The organism is Luteibacter pinisoli (assembly GCF_006385595.1).
Lineage (GTDB): Bacteria > Pseudomonadota > Gammaproteobacteria > Xanthomonadales > Rhodanobacteraceae > Luteibacter > Luteibacter pinisoli.
In genome coordinates, this window is sequence record NZ_CP041046.1 from 800,829 (window position 1) to 819,856 (window position 19,028).

At 67.5% G+C, this 19,028-nt stretch carries 18 protein-coding genes; 12 read left to right on the forward strand and 6 right to left on the reverse strand.

Annotated elements, in window-relative coordinates; translation table 11 throughout:
- Positions 1–46: 46 nt before the first annotated feature.
- Entirely contained in the window at positions 47–754 is a 708-nt protein-coding gene (locus FIV34_RS03555; RefSeq protein ID WP_139979745.1) for a restriction endonuclease, read from the reverse strand.
- A 215-nt stretch (positions 755–969) separates the two neighbouring features.
- On the opposite strand from FIV34_RS03555, the gene FIV34_RS03560 reads away from it, so the two are divergent.
- Together FIV34_RS03560 and FIV34_RS03565 are read left to right on the forward strand one after the other, a co-directional pair.
- On the forward strand, positions 970–2,292 hold the full coding sequence (locus FIV34_RS03560) for a lysozyme inhibitor LprI family protein (protein WP_170207502.1): 1,323 nt from the start codon (positions 970–972) through the stop codon (positions 2,290–2,292).
- A 12-nt stretch (positions 2,293–2,304) separates the two neighbouring features.
- On the forward strand, positions 2,305–2,802 hold the full coding sequence (locus tag FIV34_RS03565; protein WP_139979747.1) for a PH domain-containing protein: 498 nt from the start codon (positions 2,305–2,307) through the stop codon (positions 2,800–2,802).
- Between the two features lie 10 nt (positions 2,803–2,812).
- On the opposite strand, the gene FIV34_RS03570 is transcribed toward FIV34_RS03565, so the two are convergent.
- From FIV34_RS03570 to FIV34_RS03580, 3 genes are all read right to left on the reverse strand, one after another.
- Complete coding sequence (locus FIV34_RS03570) at positions 2,813–3,826, reverse strand: autotransporter outer membrane beta-barrel domain-containing protein (protein ID WP_139979749.1); 1,014 nt, start codon at positions 3,824–3,826, stop codon at positions 2,813–2,815.
- Positions 3,827–3,958: 132 nt separating this feature from the next.
- Positions 3,959–5,332 carry a D-serine/D-alanine/glycine transporter gene (cycA, locus tag FIV34_RS03575; RefSeq protein ID WP_139979751.1) on the reverse strand — a complete coding sequence of 458 codons (1,374 nt, stop codon included), beginning with the start codon at positions 5,330–5,332 and terminating at the stop codon, positions 3,959–3,961.
- A 41-nt stretch (positions 5,333–5,373) separates the two neighbouring features.
- Complete coding sequence (locus tag FIV34_RS03580; protein ID WP_139979753.1) at positions 5,374–6,732, reverse strand: hypothetical protein; 1,359 nt, start codon at positions 6,730–6,732, stop codon at positions 5,374–5,376.
- Positions 6,733–6,956: 224 nt separating this feature from the next.
- Between FIV34_RS03580 and FIV34_RS03585 the strand changes: the two genes are divergently transcribed.
- Positions 6,957–7,352, forward strand: coding sequence for a nuclear transport factor 2 family protein (locus tag FIV34_RS03585; protein ID WP_139979756.1), 396 nt, complete (start codon positions 6,957–6,959; stop codon positions 7,350–7,352).
- A gap of 4 nt (positions 7,353–7,356) precedes the next feature.
- On the opposite strand, the gene FIV34_RS03590 is transcribed toward FIV34_RS03585, so the two are convergent.
- Entirely contained in the window at positions 7,357–7,707 is a 351-nt protein-coding gene (locus tag FIV34_RS03590) for a response regulator (protein ID WP_139979758.1), read from the reverse strand.
- 140 nt (positions 7,708–7,847) lie between these two features.
- On the opposite strand from FIV34_RS03590, the gene FIV34_RS03595 reads away from it, so the two are divergent.
- The 9 genes from FIV34_RS03595 to FIV34_RS03635 all read left to right on the forward strand — a co-directional run bounded on the left by FIV34_RS03595 (position 7,848) and on the right by FIV34_RS03635 (position 18,164).
- Positions 7,848–8,705, forward strand: a complete 858-nt coding sequence (locus tag FIV34_RS03595) for an STAS domain-containing protein (RefSeq protein WP_139979760.1) — start codon at positions 7,848–7,850, stop codon at positions 8,703–8,705.
- Between the two features lie 4 nt (positions 8,706–8,709).
- On the forward strand, positions 8,710–9,072 hold the full coding sequence (locus tag FIV34_RS03600) for an STAS domain-containing protein (protein ID WP_139979762.1): 363 nt from the start codon (positions 8,710–8,712) through the stop codon (positions 9,070–9,072).
- Positions 9,073–9,077: 5 nt separating this feature from the next.
- Positions 9,078–9,473 carry an anti-sigma regulatory factor gene (locus FIV34_RS03605; RefSeq protein ID WP_425462916.1) on the forward strand — a complete coding sequence of 132 codons (396 nt, stop codon included), beginning with the start codon at positions 9,078–9,080 and terminating at the stop codon, positions 9,471–9,473.
- Positions 9,464–10,477: an ATP-binding protein gene (locus FIV34_RS03610; RefSeq protein WP_211352703.1), complete on the forward strand. Its 1,014-nt coding sequence runs from the start codon at positions 9,464–9,466 to the stop codon at positions 10,475–10,477. Before FIV34_RS03605 ends, FIV34_RS03610 begins: the two co-directional genes overlap by 10 nt.
- Positions 10,474–11,322 carry a sensor histidine kinase gene (locus FIV34_RS03615; protein WP_139979765.1) on the forward strand — a complete coding sequence of 283 codons (849 nt, stop codon included), beginning with the start codon at positions 10,474–10,476 and terminating at the stop codon, positions 11,320–11,322. Before FIV34_RS03610 ends, FIV34_RS03615 begins: the two co-directional genes overlap by 4 nt.
- Entirely contained in the window at positions 11,309–13,243 is a 1,935-nt protein-coding gene (locus FIV34_RS03620) for a response regulator (RefSeq protein WP_139985662.1), read from the forward strand. Before FIV34_RS03615 ends, FIV34_RS03620 begins: the two co-directional genes overlap by 14 nt.
- A 96-nt stretch (positions 13,244–13,339) precedes the next feature.
- On the forward strand, positions 13,340–14,578 hold the full coding sequence (locus FIV34_RS03625; RefSeq protein WP_139979766.1) for a tetratricopeptide repeat protein: 1,239 nt from the start codon (positions 13,340–13,342) through the stop codon (positions 14,576–14,578).
- A gap of 105 nt (positions 14,579–14,683) precedes the next feature.
- Positions 14,684–17,299 (forward strand): M1 family metallopeptidase, encoded by a 2,616-nt coding sequence (locus FIV34_RS03630; RefSeq protein WP_139979767.1) that lies wholly within the window; start codon positions 14,684–14,686, stop codon positions 17,297–17,299.
- Between the two features lie 94 nt (positions 17,300–17,393).
- Positions 17,394–18,164: a glutaminyl-peptide cyclotransferase gene (locus FIV34_RS03635; RefSeq protein WP_139979768.1), complete on the forward strand. Its 771-nt coding sequence runs from the start codon at positions 17,394–17,396 to the stop codon at positions 18,162–18,164.
- A gap of 8 nt (positions 18,165–18,172) precedes the next feature.
- On the opposite strand, the gene FIV34_RS03640 is transcribed toward FIV34_RS03635, so the two are convergent.
- Positions 18,173–19,027: a PfkB family carbohydrate kinase gene (locus FIV34_RS03640; RefSeq protein WP_139979769.1), complete on the reverse strand. Its 855-nt coding sequence runs from the start codon at positions 19,025–19,027 to the stop codon at positions 18,173–18,175.
- Position 19,028: the final 1 nt, after the last annotated feature.

Sequence of the window (19,028 nt, forward strand, 5' to 3'; positions counted from 1 at the left end):
TTCCCCTGTGGTCCGTGGTGACGGACCCTGCGGATCGTAGGTTCCTTCAGGGCTCGGCGCCAGTGCCCGCCGGACGGGGTGGCGGTGCGAACGGAGGCGGTGCGGGCGCGGCCCCGGCATGCCGGTAAACGCGGTCGGTGCCGGCGACGTCGCCCTGGCTGGCACGGATGTCGTGGGCATCCCGGATGTACCAGGTATAGAGGGTGAGCATGGCCACCGCCAGCACCAGCATCGCGGCCACGGCGGCGATGCTGGCGGCCCGGCTGGCGGGTTCGCGACGGCCGGCTTGCGGCGTACTCGTCACCGGCGCCCAGATCGGGGAATCCGGCGGTGGCAGGCGGAAGGGACGCAGCTCCTCGACCGGACCGAGCAAGGCGCGCAGGGCCCGGCCATCCACGAGGCGGACATGGCGGAAGCGGGCGGCGGCGTCGATCGCCGTGCGGGTGAACTCGCCCGAGGTAATCAGCAGTCCGCTGGTCGCGCCGACCACCGGCATTTGCCCGAGCAGGCGATGCACGTCCTCGTGGGGCACCTGGAACGCCGACCAGTGCTTGCAGGTGACCACCACGGTTTCGTCGCCCCGGCGAAGGACCAGGTCGATGCCGCGGTCGGCATCGTTAGCCACGCCGGGTTGCTCAACCACGTAGCCCGCGCCTTCGAAGTGCACGGCGATGCGCCGCTGGAAGTCGCGCCACGAAAGGCGGCTAAGCGCGTCCTCATAGCGATGGCGCACGGGCCGGAAGGCAGTGCTCATGGCGATCCCCTGTGTACCGGACACCGACGCCCCCGCGGCGGATTCATCCGGACGTTGGAATCTAACGGGTTTCGCACAGGCTGGCTGTAGTCCGATTCCTACATCGCGCAGGAAATCGGGCGGTTTCCGCGAAGGGTTTGTGAAGATTGCGCCGCGACGTGCACACCTTCGTACAATGCGCCCGTTCGCCAGTGTCGGCGGAGAAGGAGTAGCGCGTGCGGAAGAGCAGGGCAGGGATGGGCGTGGTGCTCGCGATGCTGGCGCCCTGGGCGCACGGTGCGGGCTTTGATTGCACCAAGGCCGCCACGGGTGTGGAGAAGGCGATATGCACGTCGCCCCGCGTGTCGGCGCTGGATGGCCAGCTCGGCGACGCGTTCAGGACGGCGTTGAAGAACCATCCCGGTGATGCCGATGCGCTGAAGCTCGACCAGCGGCACTGGCTCGCTTCGCGTGATGCGACGCTGTCGGCGTATCGGTCGCTGAAAGAGGCCGAGCCGAGCGTGGTGTCGTATTACACGGCGCGCATCAATTTTCTCAAGGGACTCGACGCGACGACCTGGCCCAAGCCGTTCGACGCCTTGCGACCGGCGCTGGCGAAGCTTCCTGCCTCAGGCGTAAAAATCCCCGACGACTTCGCAAAGACCGGCGTCGATATCCACGTGGCCGAAGCCGTGCAGATGGAAACGCCGTCCGCCTTCCCCTGGCAAGCGGACGCCACCCTGCGCGATGCCCTGAAAGACCTCGAAAGCTACGCGGGTTACCGCAAGTTGCCGGGCTCGGACATCAGCTCGCTGTGGTCGATGGGTGGTACCGCGCACTGCTGGACCGAGACGACCTTCCGCATCCAGGGCAAGCAGGCCACGGCCGTCGACCTGCCCACGCTGTGGACAGGGGCCGATTGTATGACCGACCACGGCCTCGCCCGCATCGGCGGCAATACCGTGGCCTATACCGTCGGCGATGGCTCGGCCGACGAAGCCACCTTCGAAACCTCGGTGTGGAACGGCAAGGCCTTCGGCCCGGACGAGATGCTGCTGATGCGCTTCGACCATGTGCTGAAGTCCGAGGCGAGCGCGTGCGCTCCCGGCAAGGACGCCTGCGACGACTTCGCGAAGCTCGCGATGACGGCGGCCACGCGCTTTGATCGCAGCCCGCAGAAGGGCACGCTGGATACCGCGTTTGCGCCATTCGACAAAGCGGCCTACGCCGCGCTGCTCAAGGCAGCGCACGCCTCCAACGGCCCGCTCGACAAGGACGGCCAGCCGCCCGAACTCCCCCTGCTCGACGACGCGGGCGGGCACATGACCGGCTACAGCAGCGATGCCGAAGCCTTCCCGCTGGTGTTCCGCGGTGAAACGCTGCTGGCGCTCATCGACCACGGCCACGTGGGCTGGCGCGTCAACAATGACTGGATGGTGGCGGCGTGGCGCCTGAAGAACGGTGCGCTGGAACCGGTGGCCGCGGCGTACATCTCGGTCAACCGTGACAAACTGCTGCTTGCCGCTCCCGTTCCCGCGCCTCCGCCCGAGACCCACTGAGATCCCGCTCGCATGAAGACCTTCGCCACGACCATGTCGAACACCGTGCGCTGGATCGGCATCACCACCGTGGTGCTCGTGATCATGGCCATCGCCGTCGTGATGAGCCGCGACGCGCCGGCGACGCTGGGCGTGCCGCTGGCGGGCATCCTCACCCTGGCCCTGGCGCTCTCGTATGCGCTGTCGCCGTTGCGTTACGAGATGGGTGGCGGCCGCCTGGTGATCCGCCGGCAGGTGGGGCGCACCACGGTGGAACTGCGCGGGGCGATCATCCACGCTGACACGGACGCCTTCAACGGCCTGGTCCGCGTGTTCGGCAACGGCGGCTTCTTCGCCTTCGACGGCCTGTTCTATTCGCGCCGCCTCGGCATGGTCAAGGTCGCCTCCCGCCACCGTGACCATGGCGTGCTGATCCAGCCTCCGAGTGGCCGCAAGATCCTCGTGTCGCCGGATGACCCGGAGGCCTTTATCGCGGCCGCCGTGGGCGAAGGCGCCCTGCTGTCGAGCTAACGACGCCGCGTCACCACTTGATGGTGACGCTCACCCGCAGCGCCTGGTCTTTCGCACCGCCGCCGAACATGCCGCGATAGCTCGCGTCCACCGACGTGCCCTTGCTGGTGGCGAACGCGATGCCGAGGTCGGCAACGGCGGCGTTGCGCGGTGTCGGTACGCCGATGGCCTGGAACGGATCGCCCCCGTTCACCAGGCGCTGCATGTCGCTCGGGCGCACGTCGTCACCCCATGCGCGCTGGTAACCGATGCCCGCGTGGCCAACGACGCCGTCCTGGAATTGCATCGCGCCGCGGATGCCCAGCGTGCCGATGTCGACATGGCCGTGCGTCGCATCCGTGTGCAAGGCCGACGCGGCGTTGTTTTCGTTGATGGCGTCCTGGAACAGCTGCGCACGGGCGAGATTGACGAAGGGCGTCACCGACCCGCGCGCCGTGGCGATGCGATACCCGCCATCGGCCCAGCCCTGGGCGATGCCGCCGCTGTAACGGGCCGAGGCCACGCCCGGCAGCGTACGCCGGTGGCTGTCCATCTGGCTCCAGGTGTAGCTGACACCCCCTTGCCACTGCCAGTGGCCGCTTTCCGTGGCGACATAGGCGCCGAGGATCGACGACTGCGCCTGCACGTCGCCGCCGGCGGCGCGCGCGGTGAGGTTGCCCGCGCCGGCCATGGCGCCGATGTGCACCTCGCCCACGGCACGGTCCACGCCGCCGAGCACGCCACCGCCGTTGTTGCGCAGGCGGGCGGCGCTGGCGTTACCGTCGTGGTCGCCCCAGTGGCCCCAGGTGGATGTCCACATGCCATCGTCCTGGGCGCCCCCGGCGGCCTGGACGAGCGAGTGACGGAGTACCGACGCGCGGATCTGCCGGCTGTCGTCCAGCAGGGCGGTGCGACTGGAGACCAGCAGGGTGCCGTCATCCGTCGCGGCATGCGCGAGATGGGGAAGGAACAGGCCGACGCCGGCGCCCAAGGCGGCCACCAGGGTCAGTTTTGGCCGCGACGCGGCAGGGCACGGAGAGGTCAAGGGCGCTGGGTTCCCGGTCTGATGCGACGGGACGCCTACGTTGGCGTCCCTCCCCGGGAAGGCAGCAATGGCTATGCCACGGCGTGTGAAGGCCCGTGGCGGGCCTTCACCTTGGTGAAGCCGGGTGACCGGTCAGGCGCGCTTGCGGCGCACCAGGTACGCGATGCCGAGGATGGCGAACCACACCGGGCTGGCGATCAGGGCCTGGCGCGTATCCGCCTGCAGCGTGAGCAGCACCAGCACGAAAGCGAAGAAGGCCATGCACATCCAGCACATCAGCACGCCGCCGGGCATCTTGTACGAGGACACCGCATGCAGCTCCGGGCGCTTCTTCCGGTAGGCGATGTACGAGCACAGGATCAGCGACCACACGAACATGAAGAGGATGGCGGAGAGCGTCGTGACCAGGGTGAACGCCGTGACCAGGTTCGGTACGACGTAGACCAGCATGGCGCCGCCGAGCAGGCACAGGCAGGAGAACAGCAGGCCACGCGAGGGTACGGCCGCCTTTGACAGGCGCTTGAAGGTGGACGGCGCGTGGTCTTCCTCGGCCAGGCCGTAAAGCATGCGGCTGGTGGAGAAGATGCCGCTGTTGGCCGACGACGTCGCCGAGGTGAGCACCACGAAGTTGATAAGGCTTGCCGCGGCCGGGATGCCCGCCAGCACGAACAGCTCCACGAACGGGCTCTTCCCCGGCAACACCTGGCGCCACGGTGTCACCGACATGATGACCACCAGGGCCAGCACGTAAAAGATGATGATGCGCACGGGGATCGAGTTGATCGCCTTGGGCAGGTTGCGCTCCGGGTCGGCGGTTTCCGCCGCCGTGGTACCCACCAGTTCGATGCCGACGAAGGCGAACACCGCGATCTGGAAGCCGGCGAAGAAACCGCCCACGCCCATGGGGAACATGCCGCCGTCATTCCACAGGTTGGACAGCGAGGCCACGTGGCCATCGGGCGAATGGAACGCCCACGCCACCATGCCGAAGCCGACGACGATGAGCGCGCAGATGGCGATGATCTTGATCAGGGCGAACCAGAATTCGAGTTCGCCGAACAGGCGCACCGTCGTCAGGTTCAGCGCGAGCAGCAACAGCACGCACAGCACCGCCGGTATCCACGGTGCCAGCGTGGGCATCCAGAACTGCGCGTAGTTGGCGATGGCGATCACATCCGCGATGGCGGTGATGATCCAGCAGAACCAGTACGTCCACCCGCAGAAGAAACCCGCCCACGGCCCGAGCAGGTCGGTCGAGAAATCGATGAAGGACTTGTACTGCAGGTTGGAGAGCAGCAGTTCGCCCATCGCGCGCATCACGAAGAACAGCATCACGCCGATGATGAGGTAGACGAACAGGATGGACGGCCCCGCCAGGCTGATCGTCTTGCCCGAGCCCATGAACAGGCCTGTGCCGATGGCGCCACCGATCGCAATCAGCTGCAGGTGGCGGTTGGACAGGCTGCGCCTGAGATGCTCGGGGTTCGATTCCAGCGGGTGGGTCATCAGGCAGCTCGTGGCGGGACGGAAGCCTGCACCTTAAGGGGTTATGGCGACGCGGTACAGGTATCGGACACCCGCTGTACCTCCCAGCCGGCCATGTCCGCCTGCGTGCTCACGGCCATGCACGGCCCCAGTGCGCCGGGCGGCAGCTGCAGCAATTCACCGCGGACGACGTACCTGTCGACCAGCGGCGCGATGTCGCCGCCACCCGCCGCCTTGACCGCGGCGGCCAGCGCCGTGGCCGGATCCGCCGGCGAGGGATCCATCCGGCGCAGCACGTCGGCCATGCACGCCTTGCCGCCCGTGGCCTGGCGCAGGTTGGCGTCCAGCAGCCAGCCGAACAACAGGCCGCGCTGCAAGGGCACGGACTGGATATCGCGGGCGCGATCCCAATCGGATACCACCTGCGCATTGCTGGCACGGCGGAAGGGCGAGTTGCCGTATTGCCCGCTGAGGTTGTCCAGGTAGCTGGCGAGGTCGCTACGGCTCACCGTGCCGGTGGACAGCAGGTCGCTCACCACCAGGTAACTGCGCAGGCCCTGCGTGTACCACGCGGTGGCCGGGTCAACCGGCTTCGGCGCCAGCATGCCGGCGTAGTCACTGATGATGGGGCCGACGATGCGCGGCAGGATGGCATCGCGCGCCATCACCACGGCCATGAAATGTCCGGAACTCCATCCGGCACTATTGTCGCCAGGCAGGCCCGTGGGTGCGATGTACATCGGGTAGTCGGCATGCGCCGTGTTCCCGGGCCCACTGGTGTTGGCGACGACGGTGAGCGAACGGGCGGTAAGGTCGATCAGGGCAGAGGCGGCCTTTGCATCGGTGGTGTACGCGTGCAGCGTCCCCCTGTTACCGAGCCGACGGGTGACGTCGACTACGTCGCGGCCCATGAAACAGGCGGAGTTGCCCTGGTCCGAGCGGGTGACGGCACGTTCCGCGGGCACGGTGCTGAAGCCGCGCCAGTGCGCGGGCAGCTTCCAGTCGAGCTCGACGCGCCGCGGCACGGCATCGTCCGGCATGGCCAGCAACGTGGAACAGGGGCTCTGCATCCAGCCGGCGGCCATGTACGGCTCCACGTCCCACGAATCGAGTGTCGCGTCGCCGCGGCGCTCGTAGCTCAGGGTGACCTCGGCGTTGGGTGCGGCGCGCAGGGTGAGCTTGCCATCGCTGCCGGCGTCGACGCGGCCACTGGAGGACAGGTGCAACGGCTGGCCGCGCATGACGACCTCAAGCGCGCCGCTCGCATCCACGTGCGTACGCAGTTCCACCGCGACGGCGGTAAGGTCGCCGTGGGCCAGCACCGGCGTCACGGTGTAGTGCAGCACGGGTGGCTCGGCGGCCCGTGCCGCGGGCAATGCGAGGAAGGTGGCGAGAACGAACTTCCGTGGAACGTGTGCCATGCGTGGCGTCTCCGTGGGATCCGGTGGACGCCATTGCAAGGGACGGGCCAGCACGCTGTGATGCGGGCCGCAGCGCGCCGGCGGGTGTCCGCGGACACCCGCCGGACACCCTCGGTGACCGGGCATGGAACGCCAGGCCCACGACTTACGGGCTATCCAGCTACCACCTGCCGTTTCCGCCTGTACTATCGGGCGGTGTGACGTAAGCGCCGATGGAGACCGCCATGATCGACCCCGCACGCCGGCAACTGATCGAGATCTACCTCGATGCGTACAACCGCTTCGACATCGAACACATGCTTGCGGCGCTGACCGACGACGTGCGCTTCGAACATCACCAGGGCGGGGAACTCAGCGTCGCGACGGACGGCAAGGCGGATCTGGAGAAACTGGCGCGCGTAGGTGCGCAACTGTTCGCGGCGCGCGAGCAGTCCATCGTGAATATCGAAGAGCGCGACGGTGACGTCGTCGCCACCATTCATTTCCGCGGCGAGATCGCCGAAGACATCCCGGACGGCCCGCGCGCGGGCACCATCATCGAGATGGACGGTACCTCCGAATTCGGCTTCGTCGGTAACAAGATCAGCAAGGTGATCGACCGGGCCTTCGACCCGGCCTGAGGGCTCAGCCGGCCAGGCGCGCCACGGCCGCCAGCAGGGATTTCCGGTCGTACGGCTTGGCCAGGTATTCCATCCCCGGCGACAGCCAGTGGTGCTGTTCGCGCGCCTCGCCCGAGGTCACCAGGACGCGCATGTCCGTGTGTCGGGACGCCAGCTCCTGCCCGGACACCGTCCCGGGCATGCGGACGTCGGTAAACAGGATGTCGGCCGTGCCCGTGGCCAGCCAGTGCTCCGCCGCATCGCCATTCTCCGCGGTGTGCACGGTGATGCCCGCGCCTTCGAGGATCATGGCGGAGATTTCGCGGATGGCGTCGTCATCCTCGACAAGAAGGACAACCAGGGGATCGTGGGTCATGGCACCGGAACTGACAGGGAATCGACGAGGCAAATAGCGGGCGGGGCGTGAAGGCGGTGTCAACGAATACGCCTGACGTGCGCACTATTCCATTGCGTCTGCCCGCACAGCATCATAGCGTTTTTACACAGGGGATCCCCATGTCGGCATTCAGCCAGCGCACCATCGAAACGATCCGCAAGAACGAAGGGAAGCTGCTGGCCGACTGGTCGGCCAACCTGGATGCCACGGGCGCCTCCCGCGATTCGCGGATCAGCCACGCCGAGTTCGAAGCGCAGACCCGCGACTTCCTCCGCCTGCTCGTCGCAGGCTCGGCCACCGGCGATGCCGCGACCCTGGCCGGCAACGAGTGGAACGAAACCCGCGGCTTCCTCGAAAAGCTTTCACGCAGCCGTGCCGTCCAGGGCTTCGATGCGTCGAGCACCGCGAATTTCATCTTCTCCCTGAAGCGCCCGCTGTTCGACCAGCTGCAGGCCGAGTACACCGACAACGCGGCGGAACTCGCCACCCAGGTATGGGCCGTGTCCGAGTTGCTCGACGGCCTGGGCCTGCACACGATCAAGACCTTCCAGAAGTCCCGCGAAGAAGTGATTGCCCGCCAGCAGGAAGAACTGCTTGAACTCTCCACACCGGTGGTGAAGCTGTGGGATGGCGTGCTCGCCCTGCCGATGATCGGCACGCTGGATTCGCAGCGCACCCAGGTGGTGATGGAATCGCTGCTGCAGCGCATCGTCGATACCGGTTCGGAAATCGCCATCATCGATATCACCGGCGTCCCCACCGTGGATACGCTGGTGGCGCAGCACCTGCTGAAGACGGTGACCGCCATCCGCCTGATGGGCGCCGACGCCATCATCAGCGGCGTGCGCCCGCAGATTGCCCAGACCATCGTGCACCTTGGCCTGGACCTGCAGGGCATCGTGACCAAGGCCAACCTGGCCGACGCGCTCTCGCTGGCGCTCAAGCGCTCCGGGTTCCACGTATCGAAGGGGGCCTGAGCCCATGGAGCGGATCCCGATCCTGCGCATGGGCGAGTTCCTCCTCGTCACCATCCAGGTCGACATGCATGACCAGCTCGCGCTGACCCTGCAGGACGATCTTTCCACCATGATCAGCAAGACCGGCGCCAAGGGCGTGCTGATCGACATCTCCGCGCTCGATATCGTCGACTCCTTCATCGGCCGGATGATCGGCAACATTTCCGGGCTGTCGAAAATCATGGACGCGGCCACCGTGCTCGTGGGCATGCAGCCGGCCGTGGCGATTACGCTGGTGGAGCTGGGACTCACGCTGCCCGGCGTACTCACGGCCCTCAACGTGGAGCGCGGCATGGCCCTGCTGCGCCAACGCGTGCTGACGCAATGACCGCCATCCGCACCGGGACGCAGCCGGTCCGCATCGAGCAGGACGTGGTGCTCGCTCGCCAGGCCGTGCGCAAGCTCGCGGTGGAAACGGGCCTGCGCCTGGTCGACCAGACCAAGCTGATCACCGCGGCCAGCGAGCTGGCCCGCAACGCCGTGATCTACGGCGGTGGCGGCGACATGGATTGGGAGATGCTGGAAGAGGGCTCGCGCAAGGGCCTGCGGCTGGTCTTTCGCGACGAAGGCCCCGGCATCGCCGACATGAAGCTGGCCATGACCGATGGATGGACCTCAGGCAACGGCCTCGGCCTCGGCCTGACCGGCGCGCGCCGCCTCGTGGACGAGTTCTCCGTCGAGAGCGCGCCCGGGGCGGGAACGCGCGTGTCCATCTGCAAATGGACGTGATCTTCCCGGGGGACATAACCACCGTGATCCATGTCGAGGAATCCACGCAGATTGGCCAGGCGCGCCGCGCCGCGACGCTGGCTGCCTCGGCGTGCGGCTTCGATGAAGCCGACACGGGCCGCGTGGCCCTGGTGGTCACCGAACTGGCGACGAACCTGATCAAGCACGCGACGCGCGGCGACATCCACATTGCGCGTGTCCCCGGCAAGGGCACCTACGGGGTGGAAGTCATCGCCATCGACCGTGGCCCCGGATTCAACCTGGCCGACTGCCTCCCGGATGGCTTTTCCACCGGCGGCACGCGTGGCGAAGGCCTGGGTGCGGTACGCCGCCAGGCCCAGGTGATGGACATCCATGCCGATGAACGTGGCGCGGTGGTGCTGGCGCGGATGTACCCCAAGGGCTTTGCCGATGCGGATATTCGCTTCGGCGCTAGCCAGCACGCCCTGCACGACGAACCCGAATGCGGTGACGGCTGGGCCATGGCGTTTCACGATGGCGCGGTGAGCGTGGTGGTGGTGGATGGCCTCGGCCACGGCCCGGCGGCGCATGTCGCCGCGGAAGCCGGCATCGTCGAATGGCAGGCGGGGCCGTCGGCCGATCCGGTCGACCTCATGGCCTCGCTCAACGTGGCGATGACCGGCACCCGTGGCGGCGCCGTCGCGCTTGCCCGGTTCGACACCACCCGGGGCAGCCTGCGCTACGCGGGCATCGGCAACATCGCCGGCTACCTGCTGGCCCCGGAGAGCTCGCGCGGGCTCGCCTCGCATCCGGGCATCGTGGGGGCACGGGCCCGGCGCGCGCAGGCCTTCGATTTTCCCGAGGCTGCCGGACGGCTGCTGGTCCTGCACTCCGATGGCCTGCAATCGCGCTGGCATCTCGACGACTACCCCGGACTGGCCGGCCGCCATCCGGCGGTCATCACGGCGCTGCTGCACCGTGACTTCTCACGCGGCCGCGATGACGTCACCGTGTTCGCCATTCGCCTGGAGGCTTCCCGATGAACGCATCCGAGCTTGAACGGCTACAGGCGGAAAACGACGGGCTGCGCGCGGAGCTGGAAGAAACCAATACCGGCGTCCTCGCCCTGTATGCGGAGCTGGATAACCAGGCCGAGCAGCTGCGCCAGGCCTCCGAGCTGAAGAGCCGCTTCCTCAGCTACATGAGCCACGAGTTCCGCACGCCGCTGGGCTCCATCCGCAGCATCGCGCGCCTGCTCATCGACGAACTCGATGGGCCCTTGAACGGCGAGCAGCGCAAGCAGGTGGATTTCATCAGCGGCGCCGCGCGCGAACTGACCGACATGGTGGACGACCTGCTCGATCTAGCGAAGATCGAGGCCGGGCGCATCACCATTTCCCCGGCCTGGTTCGAGCTGATGGACCTGTTCGCCGCGCTGCGCGGCATGTTCCGGCCCATCGTCGATGGCACGGACGCGGACCTTGTGTTCGAAGATCCGGAGGGCCTGCCGCGGCTTTACACGGACGACAAGAAGGTGGCCCAGATCCTGCGCAACTTTATTTCCAACGCGCTGAAGTTCACCCCGCGCGGCGAAGTCCGCGTGTCGGCGACGCTCGAGGGTGATGACCGCGTGCGCTTCACCGTGCGTGACACCGGCATCGGCATCCCCGAGGAACTGCAGCACATCCTGTTTGAAGACTTCACCCAGGTCGATTCGCCCTTGCAGAAGCGCATGCGCGGCACCGGCCTTGGGTTGTCGCTGTGCCGCCAGTTCGCCCACCTGCTTGGTGGCGAGGTGGGGCTGAAGAGCGTGGTCGGGCAGGGTTCCGAGTTCTTCGTTACCCTGCCGCTTGCCTTGTCCACGGAGGGTAATGATGACGCGGCGTGACACCTTGCTGGTGGTGGATGACAACGCGCCCACGCGCTATGCGCTGCGGCGCACGCTGGAGCGGGGTGGTTACATCGTGCTCGAAGCCGGTACGGGTACGGAAGGCCTGATCGAGCTGCGCACGCAGGCCATCGATGCGCTTATCCTCGACGTCAACCTGCCCGACATGAGCGGCTTCGATATCGTGCGCGAACTGCGCATGTCGCCGGAGACGCAGCTGCTGCCCGTGGTGCACGTCTCCGCGGCGTCGATCGATACCACCGACCTGATCGCCGGCCTGGACAACGGCGCGGATGCCTACCTTCCGCATCCGGTGGATCCCGGCGTGCTGCTCGCCACCATCCGCACGCTGCTGCGCGTGCGCGATACCGAGCGCGCCCTGCGCGAATCGGAAGCCCGGGTGCGCGAGATCTTCACCACGATCGCCGCGCCCATGGCCGTCATCGACGGCGAGCTGCGCGTGCTGGAAAGCAACGAGGCGTTTGGCCGCCTGCTCGATGGCCGCCTCGGCGGCCAGCCGGTGGAAGACTGGTTCGAGCCCGGCCAGGAAGACATCATCGTCGCCATGCGCGGCGCACTGGGCGGCATGCAGCGCTGGCGCAGCGTACTGTGCATGCGCTCCACGCTGGGCATCCGTGAAACCGAATGGCGCGTCACGCCGTACCGCGACGGCGCGGGCATGGTGTTCGTGGACGACGTCACCGAGCAGCGCCGCCGCGAGCGCGAGCATCTGGAACAGATCGATACCGCGACCATGCAGCTCGCCGCTGAAATCGCAGTGCGCGAGCGCACCGAGTCGCAGCTGGTCCAGGCGCAGAAGATGGATGCGCTGGGCAAGCTCACCGGCGGCATCGCGCACGACTTCAACAACCTGCTCACCAGCATCATCACCGGCATCGACCTGATCAACCGCGCGGTGGAGTCCGGTCACCAGGCCGGCGTGCAGCGTTTTGCCGACGCGGCGCTGGGCTCCGCGCGCCGGGCCGCGGCACTGACCCATCGCCTGCTCGCCTTCGCCCGCCAGCAGCCGCTGGATACGAAAGCCATCGACGTGAACGAGCGCGTGCGCGGGATGGAAGAGATGCTGCGCCGGACGCTTGGCGAGTCGGTCACCCTGCGCGCGGAGCTGGCCTATGGCCGGATGGTCGCCAGCGTCGACGGCAACCAGCTCGACAACGCCATGCTGAACCTCGTGATCAATGCGCGCGACGCCATCGAGGGCGTCGGCACCATCACGATCTCCACGCGGCTGGAAAACGTGGGCACGGAAAGCGACCTGATGCCGGGTTCGTTCGTGGTGCTCACCGTGGCCGATACGGGCACCGGCATCGATCCGTCGCTGCTGGAGAAGGTGTTCGAGCCGTTCTTCACCACCAAGGCGATCGGCAAGGGCACCGGCCTTGGCCTGTCCATGATCTACGGCTTCGCCCGCCAGTCGCGGGGGCGCGTGCGCATTACCAGCGAAATAGGCAAGGGCACCCAGGTATCGTTGTGGCTGCCGGTGGACGAGGGCGAGATCGAGCCGGTGAAGCCGCGCCGCGCCGTTGTCGAGGGCGGCCACGGCGAGCATGTGCTCATCGTCGAGGACACGGACTCCCTGCGCCAGCTGGCCTGCGTGGCGCTGGAGACCGCCGGTTACCACTGTACGGCGACCGGCAACATCGAAGAGGCCTTGCAGCTGCTGCGCGGCGACCAGTCGCTGGACCTGCTGCTGACCGACGTCGGCATGCCCGACATGGATGGCCGCGAGCTGGCCCGGACGGCGCGTGCCTGGCGCCCCGACCTGCCGGTATTGTTCATGACCGGCTATGCGGAAAATGCGGTGGACCCTGCGCGCTTCCTTGAGCCCGGCATGGAAATGCTGCTCAAGCCCTTCGAGGTGGACACTCTGCTGGAACGGGTCCGCGACATCCTCGGCTGATCCGGCCCGGATCTATCCGAAATTGCCGATATCACAAAGCCCTGCAAGCACTTATGATGCGCCTACAACGACGACAGGCGTTTGCAGGGGAGCGGGATGTCGGAAGGCAGCAGGGGCGGCGCGCTCGGCGACCATCGGTTTGTCGCGGAGATGGATGCGTTGCAAAAATTCGGTCGTCTGGAGAAAGACGCCCAGCTAGGTGATGCCCAGGCGCAGTTCCGCGTCGGCGTCATGTATTTCGATGGCGACCACGTCACCCAGGACCGTTCCCGTTCCGCCCACTGGCTGCGCCGCGCGGCCGAGCAGGGCCATCTCGATGGGCAGTTCCGCCTGGCCGCGCAGTACGCGGAAGGCCAGGGCGTCATGCGCGATCCCACCGAGGCCGCCGAGTGGTACCGGCGTGCCGCCGATGCCGGCCACGCCGAGGCGCAGTGCGCGCTGGGCACCCTCTACGCCCGCGGCCATGGCCTGGCCGCCGATCGCCAGCAGGCCCTGCACTGGTGGGGCATGGCCGCCGACCAGGGCCACGCGCAGGCCTGCGTCAACCTGGGTGTCTCGCATTACTTCGGCCGCGGCGTGCCGCGCGACGCCGAGCTGGCCTTCGCGTTCTACAGCAAGGCCGTGGAGCGCGGCGACCCGACCAGCCGCGGCTACGCCGATGCGCTGTGCAGCATCGCGCACATGTATGTCGACGGCGTGGGCGTCACCGCCGATGCCGCCATGGGTGCACACCACTACCGCCGCGCCGCCGAACTGGGCAACAGCATCGCCCAGTTCACCCTCGGCAAGATGTACCTCGAAGCCAGTGGCCTGGCCGCCGACCGCGAGCAGGCCCGCTACTGGTTTGGCCGCGCCGCCGAGCAGGGCGACAGCGAGGCGAAGCAGCGGCTGGCCGAGCTCGAGATCGAGGCGGCCAGTCCGGACATCCCCTCGCGCCAGGCCTCGGCCGGGCCGCAGGACGCGGCCGCGCAGTACCAGCTGGGCATGCGCCTGGCCACGGGCGACGGCGTGGCCCGCAACGACCCGGATGCCGTGCGCTGGCTGGCGCTGGCCGCCGAGAAGGGCCATTCGCTGGCACAGCACGCGCTTGCCCGGATGATCGACGGCGGCCGCGGCGTGCCGCGCAATATCGAAGAGATCCTCCGCCTGCTCCGGCTGGCGGCGGGCCAGGGCCTGCCCGAGGCGCAGTACGAGCTCGGCCGCCTGCACGACCAGGGCGACGGGGTGCCGCGCAACGCCGCCATCGCCCGGGCCTGGTACCGAAAGGCCGCCTCGCGGGGCCATCTCAAGGCCCTGAAGAAGCTGGAGAAGCGGCGCTGGTGGCGGTTCTGGTAGGCCTCAGGGTGGCTCGCCGCAGTTTCTTGCGAACATGACTTCCGGCGCTATCTAAATCCCCGCCGTGGACGGACCATCCGACGGTCCATCCACAGGGGTTTACCCATGCGTAAAACACTCGTCAGCGCGATCGCCGTTGCGCTCGCCGGCCTTTCCACCGTTGCCGCCGCCGCTGACGCGACGCAGGCCCCGACCCAGCTGCCGCGTACCGTGCGCCCGTCGCACTACGACGTCTCGGTGGTGCCGCACGCGGACAAGCTCGCCTTCGATGGCAAGGTCGCCATCAGCATCGATGTGCTTGAGCCCACCACCACGATCACGCTGAACGCGATCGACATGACCTTCGCCAACGTCAAGCTTGTCCCGGCGAAGGGCAAGGCATTCGCCGCGCCGAAGGTGGCCGTGGATGCGGAAAACCAGACCGCGACCTTCACCTTCGACCACGCCGTGCCCGCGGGCAGCTACCGCCTGTCGATGGATTACACCGGCAAGATCGGCACCCAGGCCAACGGCCTGTTCGCCATCGATTACGACACCAAGGCCTCGGGCAAGAAGCGCGCGCTGTACACGCAGTTCGAAAACTCCGACGCCCGCCGCTTCATCCCGTCGTGGGATGAGCCGAACTACAAGGCCACCTTCACCCTCGACGCCACCGTGCCCTCCGCCGACATGGCGGTGAGCAACATGCCGGCCGCGTCGAAGAAGGACATCGGCAACGGCCTGGTGAAGTGGACCTTCGGCCAGTCGCCGAAGATGTCGACCTACCTGGTGTTCTTCGGTGCCGGCGAGTTCGACCGCATCACCACCAAGAGCGAAGGCGTCGAGATCGGCGTCATCACGCAGAAGGGCCTCACCACGCAGGCGCAGTTCACGCTCGACTCCGGCTCCGCCGTGCTGAAGGAATACAACGATTACTTCGGCGTGCCGTACCCGCTGCCGAAGCTCGACAACATCGCCAGCCCGGGCCAGAGCCAGTTCTTCTCGGCCATGGAAAACTGGGGCGCCATCTACACCTTCGAATACGCGCTGCTGCTCGACCCGAGCATCTCCACGCAGGGCGACAAGGAAGAAGTGTTCAACACCGCCGCGCATGAAATGGCGCACCAGTGGTTCGGCGACCTGGTCACCATGCAGTGGTGGGACGACCTGTGGCTCAACGAAGGCTTCGCCTCGTGGCTCGCCTCGCGCACCACCGAGCGCCTGCACCCGGAATGGCATACCAACCTCGATGCCGTCGGCACGCGCGAAGGCGCGATGAGCCGCGACGGCGTCGTCACCACCCACCCGGTGGTGCAGCACGTGGAGACGGTGGAGCAGGCCAGCCAGGCCTTCGACGCCATCACTTACGCGAAGGGTGAATCGGTCATCCGCATGCTCGAGGCCTACGTGGGCCCGGATGCATGGCGCAAGGGCGTGCAGGCGTACATCAAGGCCCACGCGTACAGCAACACCGTTTCCGATGACCTGTGGAAGGAAATCGACGCGGCCGCCGGCAAGCCGGTGACGCAGATCGCCCACGACTTCACGCTGCAACCGGGTATCCCGCAGGTGAAGGTGGACGCGGTGTCCTGCGCCAGCGGCTCGACGACGCTGCAGCTGTCGCAGGGTGAGTTCACCCGCGACCGCCCGGACAAGAAACCGCTGGCATGGCACGTGCCCGTCATCGCGAAGACGCTGGGTGGCACCACCGCCACCACGCTGCTCGACGGCAAAGGCACGCTCACCGTCGCCGGCTGCGGCCCGGTCATCGTGAACGCCGGCCAGACCGGTTACTACCGCACGCTGTACGCACCGGCGCAGTTCAAGCAGCTGCAGGGCGCGTTCACCAAGCTCGAGCCGATCGACCAGCTTGGCGTCATGGCCGACACCTGGGCGCAGGGCATGGTGGGCCAGCAGCCGACGTCCGACGTGCTCGACCTGATCAAGGCCACGCCGCTCGACGCTTCGCCGCAGCTGTGGGAAGAAGTGGCCGGCAACCTCGCCACGCTGGATACGTACTACCAGGGCGATGCGAAGCGCCAGGCCGTGTTCCGCAAGTACGCCATCAGCCGCCTCTCGCCCAAGCTCGACCAGGTGGGCTGGGAAGCGAAGCAGGGTGAAGACGCGCCGGTCGCCATCCTGCGTTCGTCGCTGATCAGCACGCTCGGCTTCCTGGGTGATGCCAAGGTCGTGGCCGAAGCACGCAGCCGTTTCGAGAAGAACAGCATGCCGCCGGAGCTGCGCAAGACGATCCTCGGCGTCGTCGCCACCAATGCCGACGCGGCCACGTGGGACAAGCTGCACGAGCAGGCCAAGGCGGAGAAGACCCCGCTGGTGAAGGACCGCCTGTACGGCATGCTCTCGGCCGCGCGTGACAACGCCCTGGCGCAGCGCGCGCTCGACCTCGCCCTCACCGACGAGCCAGGTGCCACCAACAGCGCCTCGCTCATCCGCGGCGTCTCGCGCCTGCACCCGGAGCTGGCATTCGACTTCGCCGTGGCCCACAAGGCGCAGATGGACAAGTTCATCGACTCGACCTCGACGTCGCGCTACTACCCCGCCATCGCCGGCATGTCGATGGACAAGGCGACGATCGACAAGGTGAAGGCGTTCTCGGCCAAGTACATCGCCGAAGGCTCGCGCCGCGACGCCGAAACCACCGTCACCACCATCCAGTACCGCATGATGGTCCGCGACCAGCGCCTGCCGGCGGTGGATGCCTGGCTGAAGAAGAACGGCTAAGGCGCAGACAGCCACAGGGAAGGTGGCTAAGGTACGAAGGTGGGCCGGTGCGAACCGGCCCACCTTTCTTATTTCCGCCATTCGAAAGAACCCGATGCTGAAACCGTCCGGCCTCCTTCTCCTCGCGCTTGCCGCGCTCGTGCCTCTCCACGCCTGCGCGAAGGACGCCGCGCCCGTGCGCGCCGTCAGCGTGGTGCACCGCTACCCGCACGACCCGAAAGCCTTCACCGAGGGCCTGTTCTACGACGACGGGTACCTCTACGAAGCCACCGGCGAATACGACGGCGCCGGCGTGCGCAAGGTGCGGCTGGAAACCGGCGAGATCGTCCAGCAGCGCCCGGTACCGCAGGGTTATTTTGGCGAGGGCATCATCTTCGCCGGCCCGTACCTGCTGCAGCTCACCTGGCAGCAGGGCACCGGCTTCCTCTACGATCGCAACACGTTCGAACTGAAGGGCACGCTGCGCTACCCCGGCGAAGGCTGGGCGCTGACGCGGGACGCCACGCACCTGTACATGAGCGACGGCACGCCGGTGATCCGCGTGCTCGATCCGGAGACGTTCAAGCCCACGGGCAGCATCACCGTCACCGACGGCGGCGTGCCGGTGCAGCAGGTGAATGAACTGGAGTGGGTGAAGGGCGTGATCTACGCCAACGTCTGGCAGACCAACCGCATCGCCCGCATTGATCCGAAAACCGGCCACGTCATCGACTGGCTCGACCTTTCGGCGCTGGCGGCGAAACAGCCGGTGGGCAACGACATCGATGCGGTGCTCAACGGCATCGCCTACGACGAAAAACACGACCGCCTGTTCGTCACCGGCAAGCGCTGGCCGAACCTTTACGAAATCAGGATCAAGCCCTGAAGCGTGGCCTAGACCGAGCGCTCACACGCGGCGGCGAGCGCATCGCGGAAGCTGCCGGGCAGGGTGAGGCGCGCGGCGAGCGTGCCCTTGAACGCGTCGCCATGGCCGCAGGCCGGCACGCGGTACACATCCGCGTGGTCGTCATGCCGGTCGGCGCCGTGCGAGACCAGGCAGCTCTTGTCCAGCGACACCACCACCGTCCCAGCGCATAGCCGGCGGGCGAGGGCGTTGATCGTGGTGTCATCCATGCCGGTCACCGCCTGCGCGGTGATCTCGATGGACAGGAAGCGCCCGCAGGCCTGGGCAAACTCGTGCAGCCCGAGCAGCAACACGTCGGTGCTGGCGAATTCGCGTACGGACAGGCCCGCCGGTAGCGGGCCCGGATCCAGGATGCGCAGCAGCCGCTTCGCGCCGGCAAATTCCAGCGCGGCCGCCACGGTGTCGATATTCGTCTCCGCCGACGCCAGCAGCACCGAGGCCTCGTCGAACAACTCGCCCTGCGCCGCGACGAAGGCCGCGCTCAGGTGATCGTTCGCGCCGGCGGAGAGCACGGCCAGGGTCTCGCCGCGCGTGTCTTCAAAGATGCCGGTACGCCCTGTCCGCACGCCGGGCACCACCTGCCAGCGCGCATCGACGAGGGGCGGTAATCCGGCCGGGTCGATGATGTCGTCGCCGATCGCGGCGATCAGGCCGGTGCCGGTGCCCGCATGGGCGGCGGCGGTGGCCTGGTGGAAGGCTTTTCCACCCGGCCGGCGTTCGAAGGTTTCCGCGTACGCCGGCTCGCCGGCGCGAGGCAGGCGCGGCACGCGCCAGCGCTCTTCCTCGCTATACCCGCCTACCACCAGCAGGCGGGTAGTGGCCATG

Excerpts from the sequence above, each read along its gene's own strand:
- FIV34_RS03555 (WP_139979745.1), bottom strand. The coding sequence starts at position 754 with ATGAGCACTGCCTTCCGGCCCGTGCGCCATCGCTATGAGGACGCGCTT.
- FIV34_RS03565 (WP_139979747.1), top strand. The coding sequence starts at position 2,305 with ATGAAGACCTTCGCCACGACCATGTCGAACACCGTGCGCTGGATCGGC.
- cycA (WP_139979751.1), bottom strand. The coding sequence starts at position 5,332 with ATGACCCACCCGCTGGAATCGAACCCCGAGCATCTCAGGCGCAGCCTG.
- FIV34_RS03580 (WP_139979753.1), bottom strand. The coding sequence starts at position 6,732 with ATGGCACACGTTCCACGGAAGTTCGTTCTCGCCACCTTCCTCGCATTG.
- FIV34_RS03585 (WP_139979756.1), top strand. The coding sequence starts at position 6,957 with ATGATCGACCCCGCACGCCGGCAACTGATCGAGATCTACCTCGATGCG.
- FIV34_RS03590 (WP_139979758.1), bottom strand. The coding sequence starts at position 7,707 with ATGACCCACGATCCCCTGGTTGTCCTTCTTGTCGAGGATGACGACGCC.
- FIV34_RS03595 (WP_139979760.1), top strand. The coding sequence starts at position 7,848 with ATGTCGGCATTCAGCCAGCGCACCATCGAAACGATCCGCAAGAACGAA.
- FIV34_RS03600 (WP_139979762.1), top strand. The coding sequence starts at position 8,710 with ATGGAGCGGATCCCGATCCTGCGCATGGGCGAGTTCCTCCTCGTCACC.
- FIV34_RS03610 (WP_211352703.1), top strand. The coding sequence starts at position 9,464 with ATGGACGTGATCTTCCCGGGGGACATAACCACCGTGATCCATGTCGAG.
- FIV34_RS03615 (WP_139979765.1), top strand. The coding sequence starts at position 10,474 with ATGAACGCATCCGAGCTTGAACGGCTACAGGCGGAAAACGACGGGCTG.
- FIV34_RS03620 (WP_139985662.1), top strand. The coding sequence starts at position 11,309 with ATGACGCGGCGTGACACCTTGCTGGTGGTGGATGACAACGCGCCCACG.
- FIV34_RS03625 (WP_139979766.1), top strand. The coding sequence starts at position 13,340 with ATGTCGGAAGGCAGCAGGGGCGGCGCGCTCGGCGACCATCGGTTTGTC.
- FIV34_RS03630 (WP_139979767.1), top strand. The coding sequence starts at position 14,684 with ATGCGTAAAACACTCGTCAGCGCGATCGCCGTTGCGCTCGCCGGCCTT.
- FIV34_RS03635 (WP_139979768.1), top strand. The coding sequence starts at position 17,394 with ATGCTGAAACCGTCCGGCCTCCTTCTCCTCGCGCTTGCCGCGCTCGTG.
- FIV34_RS03640 (WP_139979769.1), bottom strand. The coding sequence starts at position 19,027 with ATGGCCACTACCCGCCTGCTGGTGGTAGGCGGGTATAGCGAGGAAGAG.